At 41.9% G+C, this 14,374-nt stretch carries 13 protein-coding genes; 4 read left to right on the top strand and 9 right to left on the bottom strand.

The window, feature by feature from the left end; genetic code table 11:
* Window positions 1-8 precede the first annotated feature (8 nt).
* A complete protein-coding gene (gene fabF, locus FO442_RS06730; RefSeq protein ID WP_144332400.1) occupies window positions 9-1,262 on the bottom strand; it encodes a beta-ketoacyl-ACP synthase II in 1,254 nt (417 codons plus the stop codon).
* A 41-nt stretch (window positions 1,263-1,303) separates the two neighbouring features.
* Window positions 1,304-1,540 (bottom strand): acyl carrier protein, encoded by a 237-nt coding sequence (locus FO442_RS06725; RefSeq protein ID WP_013686655.1) that lies wholly within the window; start codon window positions 1,538-1,540, stop codon window positions 1,304-1,306.
* 160 nt (window positions 1,541-1,700) lie between these two features.
* Here FO442_RS06725 and purN point away from each other — a divergent pair, with 160 nt between their 5' ends.
* Together purN and FO442_RS06715 are read left to right on the top strand one after the other, a co-directional pair.
* Window positions 1,701-2,276, top strand: coding sequence for a phosphoribosylglycinamide formyltransferase (purN, locus tag FO442_RS06720; protein ID WP_144332399.1), 576 nt, complete (start codon window positions 1,701-1,703; stop codon window positions 2,274-2,276).
* Window positions 2,277-2,280: 4 nt separating this feature from the next.
* Window positions 2,281-2,892 carry a MarC family protein gene (locus FO442_RS06715; RefSeq protein WP_144332398.1) on the top strand — a complete coding sequence of 204 codons (612 nt, stop codon included), beginning with the start codon at window positions 2,281-2,283 and terminating at the stop codon, window positions 2,890-2,892.
* A 50-nt stretch (window positions 2,893-2,942) separates the two neighbouring features.
* Here FO442_RS06715 and FO442_RS06710 read toward each other — a convergent pair whose 3' ends face one another.
* The 7 genes from FO442_RS06710 to FO442_RS06680 all read right to left on the bottom strand — a co-directional run bounded on the left by FO442_RS06710 (window position 2,943) and on the right by FO442_RS06680 (window position 12,986).
* On the bottom strand, window positions 2,943-3,737 hold the full coding sequence (locus tag FO442_RS06710; RefSeq protein ID WP_144332397.1) for a sensor histidine kinase: 795 nt from the start codon (window positions 3,735-3,737) through the stop codon (window positions 2,943-2,945).
* Window positions 3,734-4,129 carry a DUF7793 family protein gene (locus FO442_RS06705; RefSeq protein WP_144332396.1) on the bottom strand — a complete coding sequence of 132 codons (396 nt, stop codon included), beginning with the start codon at window positions 4,127-4,129 and terminating at the stop codon, window positions 3,734-3,736. The genes FO442_RS06710 and FO442_RS06705 overlap by 4 nt, the downstream gene beginning before the upstream one ends.
* Before the next feature lie 132 nt (window positions 4,130-4,261).
* The gene (locus FO442_RS06700; RefSeq protein ID WP_144332395.1) at window positions 4,262-5,287 is read right to left on the bottom strand and encodes a rod shape-determining protein; all 1,026 of its coding nucleotides are present in this window, start codon (window positions 5,285-5,287) and stop codon (window positions 4,262-4,264) included.
* A 230-nt stretch (window positions 5,288-5,517) separates the two neighbouring features.
* Complete coding sequence (locus FO442_RS06695) at window positions 5,518-6,735, bottom strand: hypothetical protein (protein WP_144332394.1); 1,218 nt, start codon at window positions 6,733-6,735, stop codon at window positions 5,518-5,520.
* A 277-nt stretch (window positions 6,736-7,012) separates the two neighbouring features.
* Window positions 7,013-8,545: a bifunctional phosphoribosylaminoimidazolecarboxamide formyltransferase/IMP cyclohydrolase gene (gene purH, locus FO442_RS06690; RefSeq protein WP_144332393.1), complete on the bottom strand. Its 1,533-nt coding sequence runs from the start codon at window positions 8,543-8,545 to the stop codon at window positions 7,013-7,015.
* A 311-nt stretch (window positions 8,546-8,856) separates the two neighbouring features.
* On the bottom strand, window positions 8,857-9,900 hold the full coding sequence (locus tag FO442_RS06685; protein ID WP_144332392.1) for a PorP/SprF family type IX secretion system membrane protein: 1,044 nt from the start codon (window positions 9,898-9,900) through the stop codon (window positions 8,857-8,859).
* 2 nt (window positions 9,901-9,902) lie between these two features.
* Window positions 9,903-12,986 (bottom strand): CotH kinase family protein, encoded by a 3,084-nt coding sequence (locus FO442_RS06680; protein WP_186279947.1) that lies wholly within the window; start codon window positions 12,984-12,986, stop codon window positions 9,903-9,905.
* A 181-nt stretch (window positions 12,987-13,167) separates the two neighbouring features.
* Here FO442_RS06680 and FO442_RS06675 point away from each other — a divergent pair, with 181 nt between their 5' ends.
* Window positions 13,168-13,593: a hypothetical protein gene (locus tag FO442_RS06675; protein ID WP_144332390.1), complete on the top strand. Its 426-nt coding sequence runs from the start codon at window positions 13,168-13,170 to the stop codon at window positions 13,591-13,593.
* Complete coding sequence (locus FO442_RS06670; protein ID WP_144332389.1) at window positions 13,594-14,322, top strand: DUF2490 domain-containing protein; 729 nt, start codon at window positions 13,594-13,596, stop codon at window positions 14,320-14,322.
* The last annotated feature ends 52 nt before the right edge of the window (window positions 14,323-14,374 follow it).

Here is a 14,374-nt window from a genome sequence, read left to right as displayed (position 1 = left end):
CTAAAATTTTACCCTTTATACTTTCGCACAATCACTGATGTGTTGTGACCACCGAAACCGAAGGTGTTTGATAAGGCAACATCCACGGTACGGTGCTGAGCTTTATTAAATGTGAAATTCAATTTGTTGTCAATTTCAGGATCGTCTGTAAAATGATTAATTGTCGGAGGGACAACATCATTCTTAACTGCCAGGATACAAGCGATGGCCTCGATAGCTCCTGCCGCACCCAACAAGTGACCTGTCATTGATTTTGTAGAACTGATGTTCAACTTGTAAGCATGTTCTCCGAACACCTGCAAAATTGCTTTGGTTTCAGCAATATCCCCGAGCGGAGTAGATGTACCGTGAACATTTACATAATCGATTGCCGTTGGGTCCAACTCGGCATCTTCCAATGCAGCAATCATTACGTTTCTTGCACCTATTCCTTCCGGATGAGGAGCTGTCATGTGATACGCATCACCGGACATTCCGCCTCCAAGAATCTCCGCATAAATTTTAGCTCCACGCTTTTTTGCATGCTCGTATTCTTCTAAAATAAGTGCCCCACCACCTTCACCCAAAACAAAACCGTCACGGTCTGCATCGAATGGACGGGAAGCAGTTTCAGGAGAATCATTGCGTGTAGAAAGTGCTTTCAATGCATTAAATCCTCCCATTCCCATTTCGTTTACCGCTGCTTCAGATCCACCTGTAACAATGGCATCCGCTTTCCCCAAACGGATCAAATTGAATGCATCAATGATCGCGTTGGTAGATGAAGCACAAGCCGAAACCGTTACATAGTTTGGACCTCTCAAACCATATTTAATGGAAATGTGGCCTGCAGCAATATCCGAAATCATTTTAGGGATAAAGAACGGATTGAATTTTGGTGTCCCGTCTCCTGCAAAGAAGTTTTGAGCTTCGTCCTGGAATGTTTTTAGTCCACCAATCCCCGAACCCCAAATAACACCGATGCGGTCCAAATTGGGATTCGATTCCATCAATTCAGAATCAGCCATGGCTTCTGATGCAGAAACCATGGCGTATTGTGAAAATTGATCTAATTTCCGTGCTTCTTTTCTGTCCAGGTAATCCTCGACATTAAAATTTTTGATCTCACAAGCAAAATGCGTCTTAAATAATGAAGCGTCAAATTGTTTAATCGGAGCAGCACCACTCTTTCCATTCAGTAATCCATCCCAATATTCTGCAACAGTATTACCAATAGGTGTAATAGCACCCAGCCCAGTTACAACAACCTTCTTTAGCTCCATAAATAATTAATTCGTTTGAATGCTTGGAAAACTAAGATCTCCTAGTTAGCGTTTTGCTCGATGTAAGAAACTGCGTCACCAACTGTTTGAATGTTCTCAGCTTGATCATCTGGAATAGCGATGTTGAATTCTTTTTCGAATTCCATGATCAATTCTACAGTATCTAGTGAATCAGCACCTAGATCATTTGTGAAGCTTGCTTCGTTTGTTACTTCGCTTTCTTCAACTCCTAACTTATCTACGATAATAGATATTACTCTTGATTTGATATCAGACATCTCAATTCTTTTATAAGGTTTTTCAGCTTGCAAAGAAAATAGGAAATGCGATAAAAACAAAATATAAAGTGACTTAATTACAATTTAGGTCTTTGTGAAATCTCGATTTTAGCTTGAAATCCGCTTGTGCTGTGTCATTTGGATTATGTAACTTTGTCGCATGAATAAGAAATCCATCGCGCTATTCGCATCGGGTAATGGTTCAAATGCCGTGAATTTGATTCAGTTTTTTCAGAATCATCCCCAAATTGAGGTGAAAACTTTGGTTTGCAACAAGGCAGATGCTCCCGTTGTAGCTAAAGCAGAATCCCTGGGCGTTGAAGTACTGGTCTTTAATAATGAAGCATTTGAAAGCGGGCTTACCGTTTTGCAGGAACTGGATTACCGTGGAATAGATTGGATCGTTTTAGCCGGATTCTTACGGAAAATTCCCTTAAACATTATTCATGGTTATCAAAATCGCATTATCAATATCCATCCTTCCCTGCTTCCCAAATACGGGGGAAAAGGAATGTACGGGAAATTTGTCCATGATGCGGTCATCCGGGCAAAAGATCCAAAAAGCGGAATCTCCATTCACCTGGTAAATGAGGAGTTTGACCAGGGAGAAATCCTCGCCCAATTTGAAACAGAATTGTCATCCGACGACACATTTGAATCCCTTGCGGAAAAAATTCAGCAGCTGGAACACAAACATTTTCCTATCATTGTAGAACAAACAGTTTTAAATCATTAAGGTTATGATGAACTATTTCCTGGCTTTTAATTGGGGCGAGCTTTTCAAAGCTTCCATGGTATTGTTTGCTGTGATCGATGTGATCGGGTCCGTTCCATTAATTATTAAAATCAAAGAGCAAAGCGGAGATATTCATCCTGCCAGAACAAGTGTCGTTTCACTGGGAATTATGATCGGGTTCCTTATTCTTGGAGAATCAATCCTGAAGTTGTTCGGGGTAGATGTCGGGTCGTTTGCCGTTGCCGGATCTTTGATCTTGTTTGCAATGAGTTTGGAAATGATCCTGGGCGTGCGCTTATTCCGTGATTCCGTATCGGGGAAAACGGCAAGTGTGGTGCCACTGGCTTTCCCGATTATTGCAGGCGCCGGAACGATGACCACCCTGGTTTCTCTCAGAGCAGAATTCCAGAACATCAATATTGTACTGGCGATTTTGATCAATGTACTCATTGTTTATGTTGTTCTCCGACTAACAAAAACGATCGAACACTTATTGGGTCCCGGGGGAATTGCCATTATGAAAAAGGTTTTCGGAATTATTTTGCTGGCCATCGCGGTGAAACTGTTTACCACCAATATTGCGCAGATAATTACAAGCGTGACGGAATCGCTTTAATTGGAAATGAAAAATTGACAGGGATTTAAAACCGAAAAGGTTTTAAATCATTAATTATCTATTCTAAAAAGGAGTTCATAACCCAAACCGTTGTCCCTAACGATTTTCAGTTCTGCGTCAAGCTGATCAGAAAGGGTATTGATCAACTGGATTCCAAGACTCTCAAATTCTTCGGTTTGAATGGTTTCAGGAAGGCCGATCCCATTGTCTGAAATTTTCAGACAGAAATGCTCTCCCGATTCAATAAACGAAATCCGGATCATTCCTTTCCGGTCGGGAAAGGCATATTTGAAACTGTTGCTGACTGCTTCATTAATGATCAATCCGATGGGGATCATCCGTTCCGCTTCCAGGTAAATCTGAGCATCAATATCGTAATCAAAAACCACATCCGATCGACTTCCCGAAAAGGAGCTGTTGATACTTAAAGTAAGGGTTTTTATATAGTCTGCTACCTGGATCCGACTCAAATCTTTGGTCCGGTAGAGCATTTCATGGATCATCGACATGGAAATAATCCGGTTTCTGCATTCGCGAATAAGTGCCAGGAATTTTTCGTCTTTGGTGTAGGATGCCTGGAGATTCATCAAACTGGAAATGATTTGCAGGTTGTTTTTTACGCGGTGATGTACTTCCTGTAAAAGTGCTTCCCGTTCCTGAAGGGTAATCACGGAATTTTCCAGTTCTTCCCCCAGCATATTTACTCCCGAAGCAATGGCATCAAATACATCCTCCTGGTCGGTAATTTCGGTTTTTTGAGTAAAATCCAGGCGCGCATAAGCCATAATGACATCCAATATCGCATTGGTGCGTTCCTGAATGTATTTGGCTTCGTTCGGATTCATGTTGCTTTAAATTTATTCAGCCATTCAATTGCCTGCTCTTCGTTTGAAAATAATTTGGTCGGTACCACCGGCTTATTGATCCCGAGGAAAAAATTGCCGACCACTTTACTTACCGAGGAATCAATAATAATTCCGAAAGCAAGTGTGTTGGTATTTCGACCGTTTGCAGTAAAAAAAGCACGCGCTTCCCGCTCCATTGATTTGATCCCCCTGGCATCGATGAGTAAGGGAAATTTGGTGCTCGTATAAAAACTATTGACCACCACCGAATTTTCCTGCGCATGTTCCAGTTTTACCTCCGAACCTTTTTTCACTTTGGTCCTCGCAATTCCGTCTTCACCCATCCAGGTAAAATAACAAGTTAGATTATGGGCGCTTTCAGGAATATTCATGCGATAGCTTTCACACAAATTTAGAATAATTCTTTAGTTCTATTCAAGCCGATGAATCAATCAAAACAGGAAGCACTAAAAAGTAGGGACGCAAATGAATCGCGCCCCTACTGATATTTCTTTGTATTTGTCTTAGTCTTTGATCAGGAACTGGAAACGGTCCAAGTTCTTCAAGGCAATACTTGTTCCGCGTGCTACAGCTCTTAGCGGATCTTCAGCGATGTGAACCGGTAATTTTGTTTTTTCGTTGATCCGACGGTCCAAACCGCGCAACATTGATCCTCCACCTGCTAAGTAGATTCCTGTTTTGTAGATATCCGCAGAAAGTTCCGGTGGAGTTTGCTCCAAAGCACTTAAAATCGCTTCTTCGATCTTGGAAATTGTTTTATCCAAAGCATGTGCTACTTCCGAGTAAGTAATAATAATCTCTTTCGGGATACCAGTCATCAAGTCACGGCCACGAACCGCGAAATCTGCCGGCGGATTTTCCAATTCAGGTAACGCAGCTCCCACTTCAATTTTGATCTGTTCTGCCGTACGCTCACCCACCAGGATATTGTGCTGGCGACGCATGTATTCTTCAATATCAGAAGTAAAATCATCCCCAGCGATACGGATGGATTTATCACAAACGATTCCTCCCAAAGCAATGACTGCAATTTCCGAGGTACCGCCACCGATATCAATAATCATGTTCCCCATTGGCTCTTCCACATCGATACCGATACCGATCGCTGCAGCCATAGGTTCATGAATTAAATATACTTCTTTTGCTCCAGCGTGTTCTGCCGAGTCACGTACTGCACGTTTCTCTACTTCTGTAATTCCGGAAGGGATACAAATCACCATACGCAAAGTCGGATTGAACATCTTTCTTCCCGGATTAATCATCTTAATGAATCCGCGAATCATTTGTTCAGCACTTTGAAAGTCTGCAATTACACCATCTTTCAATGGCCTAACCGTTTCAATTAATTTGTGAGTTTTTCCGTGCATTTGCTGGGCCTTCTTACCGATGGCCACCACTTTACCCGTTTGAATATCTTTAGCTACAATTGAAGGTTCATCAACCACCACTTTGTCATTCATAATGATCAGTGTGTTTGCAGTACCTAAGTCAATAGCAATTTCTTGTGTCAGAAAATTAAACAATCCCATCTAGCGCGCTCCTTTTTGCGTTTTCCCCTCCTTATTCGTAAAATCTTGGAAAGTGTTACAAAATTAGATTAAATAATCGAAATATTCTTAAAACTCCATTCGAATTTGCAGAAAGAAGGAATGATTTCAACAGATCAAACTTGAAATCAATCTAAGTTTTTGAAAAACAAGGTAAACTAACAAGGGATGAAAAAATTTTCACCCTTTGTTAGTCCCGATTTTATTCTTTATTAATTGACCCGCTTCTCAGTTGTTCCGTCATCATAAACATAAATCACCAATCCTTTTTCAGACTCTGAAACTTCCTGTCCAAAAAGATTGACAACTTTTACCAATTTTTCGTCCTTCAGACGGTTATCAATGGAAACCACAGCAGGATAAGTGCGCACCTGACCATTCATGTCTACTTGCTTCAAGCGGTAATAATTGATCGTGTTTCGGGTATAATTGTATATATTCATAGCGTAATCGATTGGCGATTCACTATTTCCGGCACCATCTATCAGGTCAATTTTCTCCCAAACATCCGCTGCAGGATCCGTTGTCCATTCCACTTGGAAATAATCGTTGTCATTTTCTGTTTCCGTCGACCATCTTAACACATTTGCGCCGGACGAAAATGCTCCGCTGAAAGCAGTCAATTCTACCGGAAGAATAACCGGAGTACAACCGATTACAGCTGTCGTGGAATTTCCTCCCCAACTAAAATCAAACGTATAACCAACGCCCGAGGCACTGTAATTGTCAATCAGCAAGATGTAAATTTGATTTGCGTTTACATTCAATGCATTCACCCACCTGTCTCCATATTGGCTTTCACTATTGTCCGATTCACCTACACGCATTCCCGTATTTCCGTTACCCTGCGCATAAGAACATCGAACAGGCCCGGAAATCGGCGGACAATTCGCCGCAGCATTTGCTGATGTAAATGGTCCCCAAACAGCAAAATCATAATCCGAGTTGGAATTTGGATTAATCCGGAACGAAAGCGATCCTCCGGTCTCGACGTTGATATAGTACCAGGAAGATTGGTGTTCCACATTCAAACAGCCACTGTTTGTACCGGTCAGTTCCTGAATTCCAAACCCGGAACTGTTTCCCGGAAGGGAAGTATTGCTGCAAATTTGTTCTGACGTTCCGCAATTGGTCCCTCCAACTTTTTCCGGGAATTGGACAGGTCCTTTTGACTTAACAATGTTTCCAAAGGGAATTCCGGCAATTCTGCAAATGGAATCTACGTAACTCACCGAATAATTAGTTGTTGCACTGAATTGAATAAGGTTATCCTCAGTCAAACGAGCATAGGTATCCGGAATAAAGTTCTCAATCGTCGAAAGGTATGCTTTACTGTCTGACCCCGCAGCAGTTAAACTGATTTTGTATTGGGATTGAGAAAATAAGGAATGGGTGGATAAGGCTAATAGAATTAGCAGAATTGGTTTCATCGCAAGAATCAATTAAGTTGTTGTTGTAAAAAGTTTCAGGCTGCAAAGGTATTGCTTGGTTTCCTAATAAACCTAAAATTTAAGTTAAAAAGGATGAATGGTGGTTTTTAATGATTAAAATGTTGTTTTTAATCAAAAATCAACGAACATACATTGGATTTTATACTCCACAGATTCACAATTTGTTAAGTTCCTGTGAAAATAACAGAAGAGCCCGTTTTTTATCAACAAAAAAGGGGCCTTCCGGCCCCTTCCATTCGAATGATTGTACGTTTTATCAATGTTTAAAATGCCGGTTCCCTGTAAACACCATCGCAACTCCATTTGCATTGCAGTAATCGATCGACAATTCATCTTTAATGGAACCACCCGGTTGAACTACTGCCGTAATTCCTGCGTGATGAGCCATTTCAACGCAATCCGGGAAAGGGAAAAAAGCATCTGATGCCATCACCGCTCCTTTCAAATCAAAGCCAAATGATTTTGCTTTTTCAATTGCGTGACGCAATGCATCTACACGAGATGTTTGACCGGTTCCACTTGCAAGCAGCTGACCATTTTTAGCCAAAACAATCGTATTGGATTTGGTATGTTTAACCAACTTGTTCGCAAAAATTAAATCTTCTACTTCTTGCGCAGTGGGAACTGATATTGTTTTGGATTCAAAATTAGCCGCTGTCTCGGAAAGCATGTCTTTATCCTGCTCCAACACGCCATTCAACAATGTTCTGAACTGACGCGTTGGCAATGCTACTTTCTTTTGAACCAATAAAATACGGTTCTTTTTACTTTTCAGTACTTCTTCTGCATCAGCATCAAATCCAGGAGCAATCACCACTTCACAAAACAGGTCATTGATCAGGCTTGCCGTTGCCACATCTATTGGCCTGTTGGCAATTAAAATTCCCCCGAAAGCCGAAGTAGGATCTCCGGCAAGTGCGTCAGCATAAGCTTGTGCTAACGTTGGGCGCGTTGCCAAACCACACGCATTATTGTGTTTCAGGATTGCAAATGTAGGATCGTTGTTTTCGAATTCAGCCATTAATTGAACTGCGGCATCTACGTCCAGTAAATTGTTGTAAGACAATTCTTTCCCGTGCAACTGATCGAACATCGCCGAGAAGTCGCCATGGAACCATCCTTTTTGATGTGGATTTTCACCGTAGCGAAGTGATTGACTTTCCAGGATACTTTGTTTGAAAACGGGAGTTTCTTCCCCATCATTAAAATAATTGAAGATGTGCGTATCGTAATGGGAAGAAACCATGAAGGCTTTTTTGGCAAATTGCTTTCTTTGTTCCAATGTTGAAGAAGCACCCTGCGCATTCAATATATCCAGGAACTCTGCATATTGATTTACGGAAGGAATGATCACTACGTCGTTGTAATTTTTTGCCGCCGCACGAATCAATGAAATCCCTCCGATATCGATCTTTTCAATGATGGATTGGTGGTCCGCATCCGAAGCAACTGTTTCTTCGAAAGGGTACAAATCAACAATCACCAGGTCGATTACCGGAATGTTGAATTGTTTTGCCTGGTCCAAATCAGCTTGCAGGTTTCTTCTGTGCAGAATTCCCCCGAAGATTGCCGGATGCAATGTTTTCACCCGTCCTCCAAAAATTTCAGGATAAGAAGTCATGGATTCAACAGGGACAACCGGGATTCCCAATCCTTCGATAAACGTTTGTGTTCCACCGGTAGAGTAGATACTTACGTTCTCTTCATGCAATTTACGCACAATTGGTTCCAAACCATCCTTGTAATAAACTGAAATTAAAGCTCCTGTAATTTTTTTTGTGTTTTCCATATGCATAACTTTCTATCCAATCAACCTGATTCGAGGGCGCAAAAGTATTGATTTTAAATGGAAAACCGTTGTAGTTTGTTGAGAATTAATTGTCAACAACTCATAGAAAATCAAACATTCAAATTAGATACCATGGTAAATGGTGGATAAGCTTGCACTTATCCCACAAGGAGGTTATTTGATTTTGAGCAAATGAATTTTTTATCGCTTGTAAGCTGAGAGGAAGAAACTCTGTGTCTGCTTTTGGCTCTTACTTCCCTCGGCCTTTCCATCCTGTGAGACGCCTCAGTCTTCATCCGCTAGGCAGACTCTTATCTAAATCCTTTTCTTCTGGTTTTAAATATCGCATTATTCAGATTCGTATAGCTGATCGAAAACTCCAAACTTCCACCTTTGTAACCGTATCTCAAGGCAGATAATGTTATGTCATAAGAAACCCCGAAATGAAATCCTCTCCAATCGACCTGTAATGTCGGAGAAATAGCATCTCTTAAACGTGTATAAACTCCTAAACCAACAAATGCGTCCTGGTTCAAACCAGTGATTTTACCTCCGTCCTGAAAGCGTCTTCTCAGAATTAGTCCCAGGATCGATTCATAATGCCCGCCTTGTACGAATTGTGCAAATTGCGCATCAAAGGCCATCTTTGTTCCGGGAATATCCATCGAATACTTCACCATTCCCACATACTTTCGTGCAAGTTGTTCTTCCGATCCCGAACGAAAACGCATCGCCGGTGCATTCAAATGATATCCTGCAAAACCAACCTGGAACTTCATATCGTTGTTTCGGGCAAATGTACTTTGTCCACCATCAAACTGATAAAACAATCCGGCAGAAGCATCCAGGTAAATAAATGAACTCAAACTTTGAGTCTCCCCGCTCACAATCGTCGGGTCGTAGGCATTATTCCCATTCCACTGTGAATCATAAAGCAATCGCGACATGTTTCCTGAGCGGTTCCCAACTCCTCCCTGGATACCAAGCGAGAGTTGGCTTCCATTTCCAACAGGAAGAATTCCTGACACGGCAACAGAGCCTGTTTGTAAACCATATCCCGAACTCCCGGCGATATCATTGTAAAACTGAACCCCGACTCCCAAATGTGCTTTTGGTTTCCTGTCGTTCTTAAAAAAATTTGCGTCTGCTGCTATGCCTGTAGTCATATAAGTTGTAGCACCTCCCAGCCACTGATTTCTTTGTTGGATCGCAATTCTTTCCCAGCCATCATATACTCCAACTGCTCCCGGATTGAGCAAATTCGGAGACTGAAGGATTTGGGTCACATGAAAATCCTGGGCCCTTGCCGACAAGCCTGTCAACAATGCAAGTGCCATTAAAATTCCTCCCCTCATGATTATCTTGTTACAGTAATATTACCGGTATATCTTTCCTTTCTGCCGTCTGTGAAAGTCACATCAGCCTGGTAAGCATATACTCCCGTATTAATTTTAACGCCATTAAAGATTCCGTCCCATTTAAATACAGGGTCCGAACTCATGATCATCCGGTTGCCCCAACGATCGTAAACGTACCATGTAAAGGATGCAACATCTCTTCCTACTCTTGGCCCCAAATAATCATTCAATCCATCCCCGTTCGGAGAGAATGCTGTCGGCATAAAGAATCCAAGGAAACAATTCTCTCCTACCGGATTCGGATCACATGAATCAAGCGGATCTGTTCCATTCGTGATCTCATCCCCGTCATTGATTCCGTCGCCATCTGTATCCGGATTATTCGGATCTGTTCCATATTGAGCTTCCGAACCATCTAAAATTCCATCACCATCCGTATCTATGTTACATTGCGGAGTTGCATTCGGCGGATCACAAGGGTCTAATGGATTAGTCCCGTTCGTTACTTCATCTCCGTCATTGATTCCATCTCCGTCCGTATCCGGATTGGTAGAACTTGTTCCTGCCGTTCCTTCCTGGGAATTGGTTAATCCATCGCCATCCTGATCACAAGGACCTGCATTCGGATTTGGAATACACGGATCTGTATTTGCCGGGTCGGTTTCGTCATTCACACCATCACCGTCCGAATCAACCGTGCTGGATTCTAATCCGTCAATAATTCCATCGCCATCCGTATCTGTCGGATTTGCCGGATCTGAACCGATTTCGACACAATCGTTCTCACCGTCGCCATCCGTATCCGGATTATTCGGATCTGTTCCGGCAGTAATTTCATCTGTATTGGTACAGCCGTCTCCATCCAAATCCGGGTTGTCGGCAATAAACACCGCTGTAATTGTAACAGGGGCAGCAATATCCATGGAGTTTGTATCCTGAGTAATTGGTAAGGCCAATGTATTGGCGGTATACTCCCAATGGTCGAATACATAACCGGTGAGTGGTCTGGCAATTAAATTTGTCTGAATTCCTCCGAAATAGTTCGCGCTCCACGGATAAGAAGGTGCCCAAATGGAGTTCACCTTCACTTCTCCCGAGCTAGCCGGGCTAACTGTTACTACGATTGCATTCGGACCGGTAACCTGGTAACAATCCGTCATTCCCTGATTCAGAGCTGTACATCTTAAATTGATAAAGTCTCTCAAAGCCTGCACGTTAGCTTGCCAACCTGCCACAGTTCCTCCCCATTTGGTACATTGTCCAGGCATTTCCGGAGCAATTTGATTGATCATACTATCCAGTAAGGCGTTCATATAGGTACAGGAAAAATGGGTGTTTACCAAATCAATGTACCGGGAAATATAGTATTGTTCCACCACCGGGTTTTCATTGATCAGTTTTTCCAAAATATCCGTATGTCCCTGATTTCCGGGATTCGGTAAGTTTTCTACGTTACACGGATCAGCATTGGCAGAAGGATCCGGAATTCCGGTATAATTAATGTAATGCCCGAATGTAGCGTCCATATCCCATAGGGTATAGCGCCACTTCTTTTTGTCGCCGGCAGGATCCATTCCACGCCACCAGGCAGTATTCCAGTTCAACCAGTCTTGGGTTACTACATAGGAATTGAGTACAAAATAGTCTACCAATGACTCCCAGTTCAATAAGCTGTCCACATAATTAAAGTTGGCAGCAACTCCCATGTTATTGGTATTGATGTAATTGCGCAGGGAGTTCCATGCAGGAATTGCATTCGGCGCCCCATATTCTTCCCAAGTAGAACCCCAGGTTTTTAAATACTGTAAATGGTATTTGTCCTGATCATCATAGTATTTTGTAAAATCGTGGTCATCCACTTTTTCGCGAATTTCATAAACCCCCCAATATTGACCGTTTACATAAACAACACACGGTCTCCAGGTACGCTCGTCCAGTTTAAGGTGGGCATTTTGAGAAAGTTGTGCAACAAACGCATCCCGGATATGTGCTCCTCCGGTTTCAAAAGAATAATTGTCATTTGCCGCTGCTTTCAAAATCAATCGCTGAAAATGGTCTCTTGTTTTATTCGGAAAGATTTGGTGATCAATCTCATGGTCATACCCGAACTGGTCTTTCATTACAAAGTCAAATCCTCTCTGATCATAAGCCCACGAGTCATTACCGTGTTTGTTAAACTCACCTTCTCCTTTATCTACAAATGATTTATCCGCTTCCCAAACTTCGAAGAATCCCTGCGGAGTAATCCCTCCATTTCCGTTTAACAGGGTTGCAACAGAGTTACTTCCCGCCCCTCCGACTGAAATTACCGGAACGGTATGGTTTACATTGATGAAATAAGTTCCCGACATGGTGAAACTCGGTTCATCCGTTGAGAAGGCTTTTGCCCGAAGAACTTTTGTAGATGTAATGGAAACAGGTCCTGAATAAAGTGTAGACGCCGTTGTTGGCACAGAGCCATCTGTTGTATAACGGATAGTTGCAGCCCCATTCGGGCAAGTAATTGCTACGTTTTGAGTTCCCGGATAAAATCCCGGTGCAACACTGAAAACAGGAGTTGGAGTATAAAAATTCACCCCACCGCTATTCGCAGCATTCGGTGTTGGAGTCAAAAATAATTTCCATGTTGCGGATCCATTCGTTTGGCGACCAATGGAATGGTTTTGTTTTGTCATTTGAGTAATTTCCACAAAATCGACAGTTACATTCGCGGGACTCGTTAAAATAAACCATTCATTTTTAGTTTGAGCCAAATTAAAATTCGGATGGTATTGGTTTCCGGAAACCAAATCCCGACCACTGCAAAAAACCATTTTGTATCCACCTGCCGCTATCGATCCGGAAGGAATTTGCCATTTTTGCGGATTTCCGTCGTCATCAGACAAATAATACCCGGTTAAATCGACTGCTGCTGCCCCGGCATTGTACAATTCGACCCAATCTTCGTATTCACCAAAAGCATCCGTCGGACCGCTAATATTGGAACAGGAATATTCGTTGATAACAACCTGGGAATTCGCTGTACTTGATAGCACAATGAGGAACAGGAAACAAGCCGTTTTAAAGGGAGGTAGCAATTTCATGTGTAGTTTCATTTAAAGAGTGTATAATTTTACGAATCTTTTCTGTTATAATCCAAACATTAGACGTAATATTTCACGAAAAGTGGCTGATAAATTTCATTTTTATTTTTCAATTCCTTATTGCAACGATCTGATTTGATTAAAATTCTCTTAATATTGTGACTCTATAAAAACCAGACTAATGAAAAAACTAATTTTTGGAATTGTTATTCTCTCCGCAATTTCAGCATGTAAAAAGGTAGAAGGCGATGGTGGTCGTGCGTCCATTTCCGGAAATGTTATCGTAAATGAAAAATTGCGCATTAACGGTGTTGTTACCGATACGGTAACTTATAGCGGTGCGAAAGAAGACCTGTATATTATTTACGGGGATGGAGATGCCATGTACGATGATAAAATTGAAGTTTCTTATGACGGGTCTTTCAAATTTGAATTCCTGCAGCCGGGAACTTATACCATTTTCGGGTACAGCAAAATCTTCCATCCGGGAAACAATGTCCCTAACAACGACGATGATTACAACACACTGGAGGTGGTGAGTAAAACAGTAACTATCGGCAAAAAAGAAAATGCTGATATCGGTACTATCACCTTAACCAAAAACTAAATGAAGTCTTTTATTATTGCAGCTCTTTTCCTGTTACCCGGTTTTCTGGGCTGGAATCAGAGCACGAGAGGACAATTCTGGTTTAGCGCCGGTGTAAAACGCGAGCTCAAGCATCACTTGGAAGCGAACCTGAATACGAATGTGCGTTTGAACAACTACGGTCAGCTGGCTACTTTGTACCAGGAAGCAAGTTTGAAATATACTAAACTGGAATGGTTCAGGCCTTCTATCGAGTACCGGATTGTGACCAACTACGACGAACGCAGAAATTACGAAAACAGCCACCGTTTGAATTTCAATGCGGACTTTCGTCATAAAATACAACAGATCAAATTCGGAGCACGTGTGCGTTATCAGATGTATATCGGAGGATTTGCTTCAAGCGGAAGTGATTTGGATCCGGCCTTACGTTTTAAACCGCACGTGGAATGGGACAAACCCAAATCCAAAATCACTCCTGAGGCATCCGTAGAGTTTTTCTACAATCTCACCAACGGTCCTTTTGGCCGCACATGGAATCGTGTACGTTATGGTTTGACTCTGAATTTCAATTTACCGGGATCCAATGAAATTGGATTGACTTATTACTACGGTCAAAAATTCAATGCCAAGAACAATTACAACGAGCATATTCTTTCTTTGGAATATACCTTTGAATGGAAGAAAGCAAAGAAGAAGAAAAAGAAACATGATGACGAGCTGGAGGAGGATATTGAGTACCCTGAATAATTGAAAATGTAAAATTGAGAGTTGAAAAGAAGAATTTGGCTCTAAACCAGCA

This window comes from Fluviicola chungangensis, assembly GCF_007558725.1.
GTDB lineage: Bacteria > Bacteroidota > Bacteroidia > Flavobacteriales_D > Crocinitomicaceae > Fluviicola > Fluviicola chungangensis.
This window is presented reverse-complemented; position numbering and strand designations above follow the sequence as displayed.

Coding starts and splice junctions, on each gene's coding strand:
- fabF (WP_144332400.1), bottom strand. CDS start 1,262: ATGGAGCTAAAGAAGGTTGTTGTAACTGGGCTGGGTGCTATTACACCT.
- FO442_RS06725 (WP_013686655.1), bottom strand. CDS start 1,540: ATGTCTGATATCAAATCAAGAGTAATATCTATTATCGTAGATAAGTTA.
- purN (WP_144332399.1), top strand. CDS start 1,701: ATGAATAAGAAATCCATCGCGCTATTCGCATCGGGTAATGGTTCAAAT.
- FO442_RS06715 (WP_144332398.1), top strand. CDS start 2,281: ATGATGAACTATTTCCTGGCTTTTAATTGGGGCGAGCTTTTCAAAGCT.
- FO442_RS06710 (WP_144332397.1), bottom strand. CDS start 3,737: ATGAATCCGAACGAAGCCAAATACATTCAGGAACGCACCAATGCGATA.
- FO442_RS06705 (WP_144332396.1), bottom strand. CDS start 4,129: ATGAATATTCCTGAAAGCGCCCATAATCTAACTTGTTATTTTACCTGG.
- FO442_RS06700 (WP_144332395.1), bottom strand. CDS start 5,287: ATGGGATTGTTTAATTTTCTGACACAAGAAATTGCTATTGACTTAGGT.
- FO442_RS06695 (WP_144332394.1), bottom strand. CDS start 6,735: ATGAAACCAATTCTGCTAATTCTATTAGCCTTATCCACCCATTCCTTA.
- purH (WP_144332393.1), bottom strand. CDS start 8,545: ATGGAAAACACAAAAAAAATTACAGGAGCTTTAATTTCAGTTTATTAC.
- FO442_RS06685 (WP_144332392.1), bottom strand. CDS start 9,900: ATGAGGGGAGGAATTTTAATGGCACTTGCATTGTTGACAGGCTTGTCG.
- FO442_RS06680 (WP_186279947.1), bottom strand. CDS start 12,986: ATGAAATTGCTACCTCCCTTTAAAACGGCTTGTTTCCTGTTCCTCATT.
- FO442_RS06675 (WP_144332390.1), top strand. CDS start 13,168: ATGAAAAAACTAATTTTTGGAATTGTTATTCTCTCCGCAATTTCAGCA.
- FO442_RS06670 (WP_144332389.1), top strand. CDS start 13,594: ATGAAGTCTTTTATTATTGCAGCTCTTTTCCTGTTACCCGGTTTTCTG.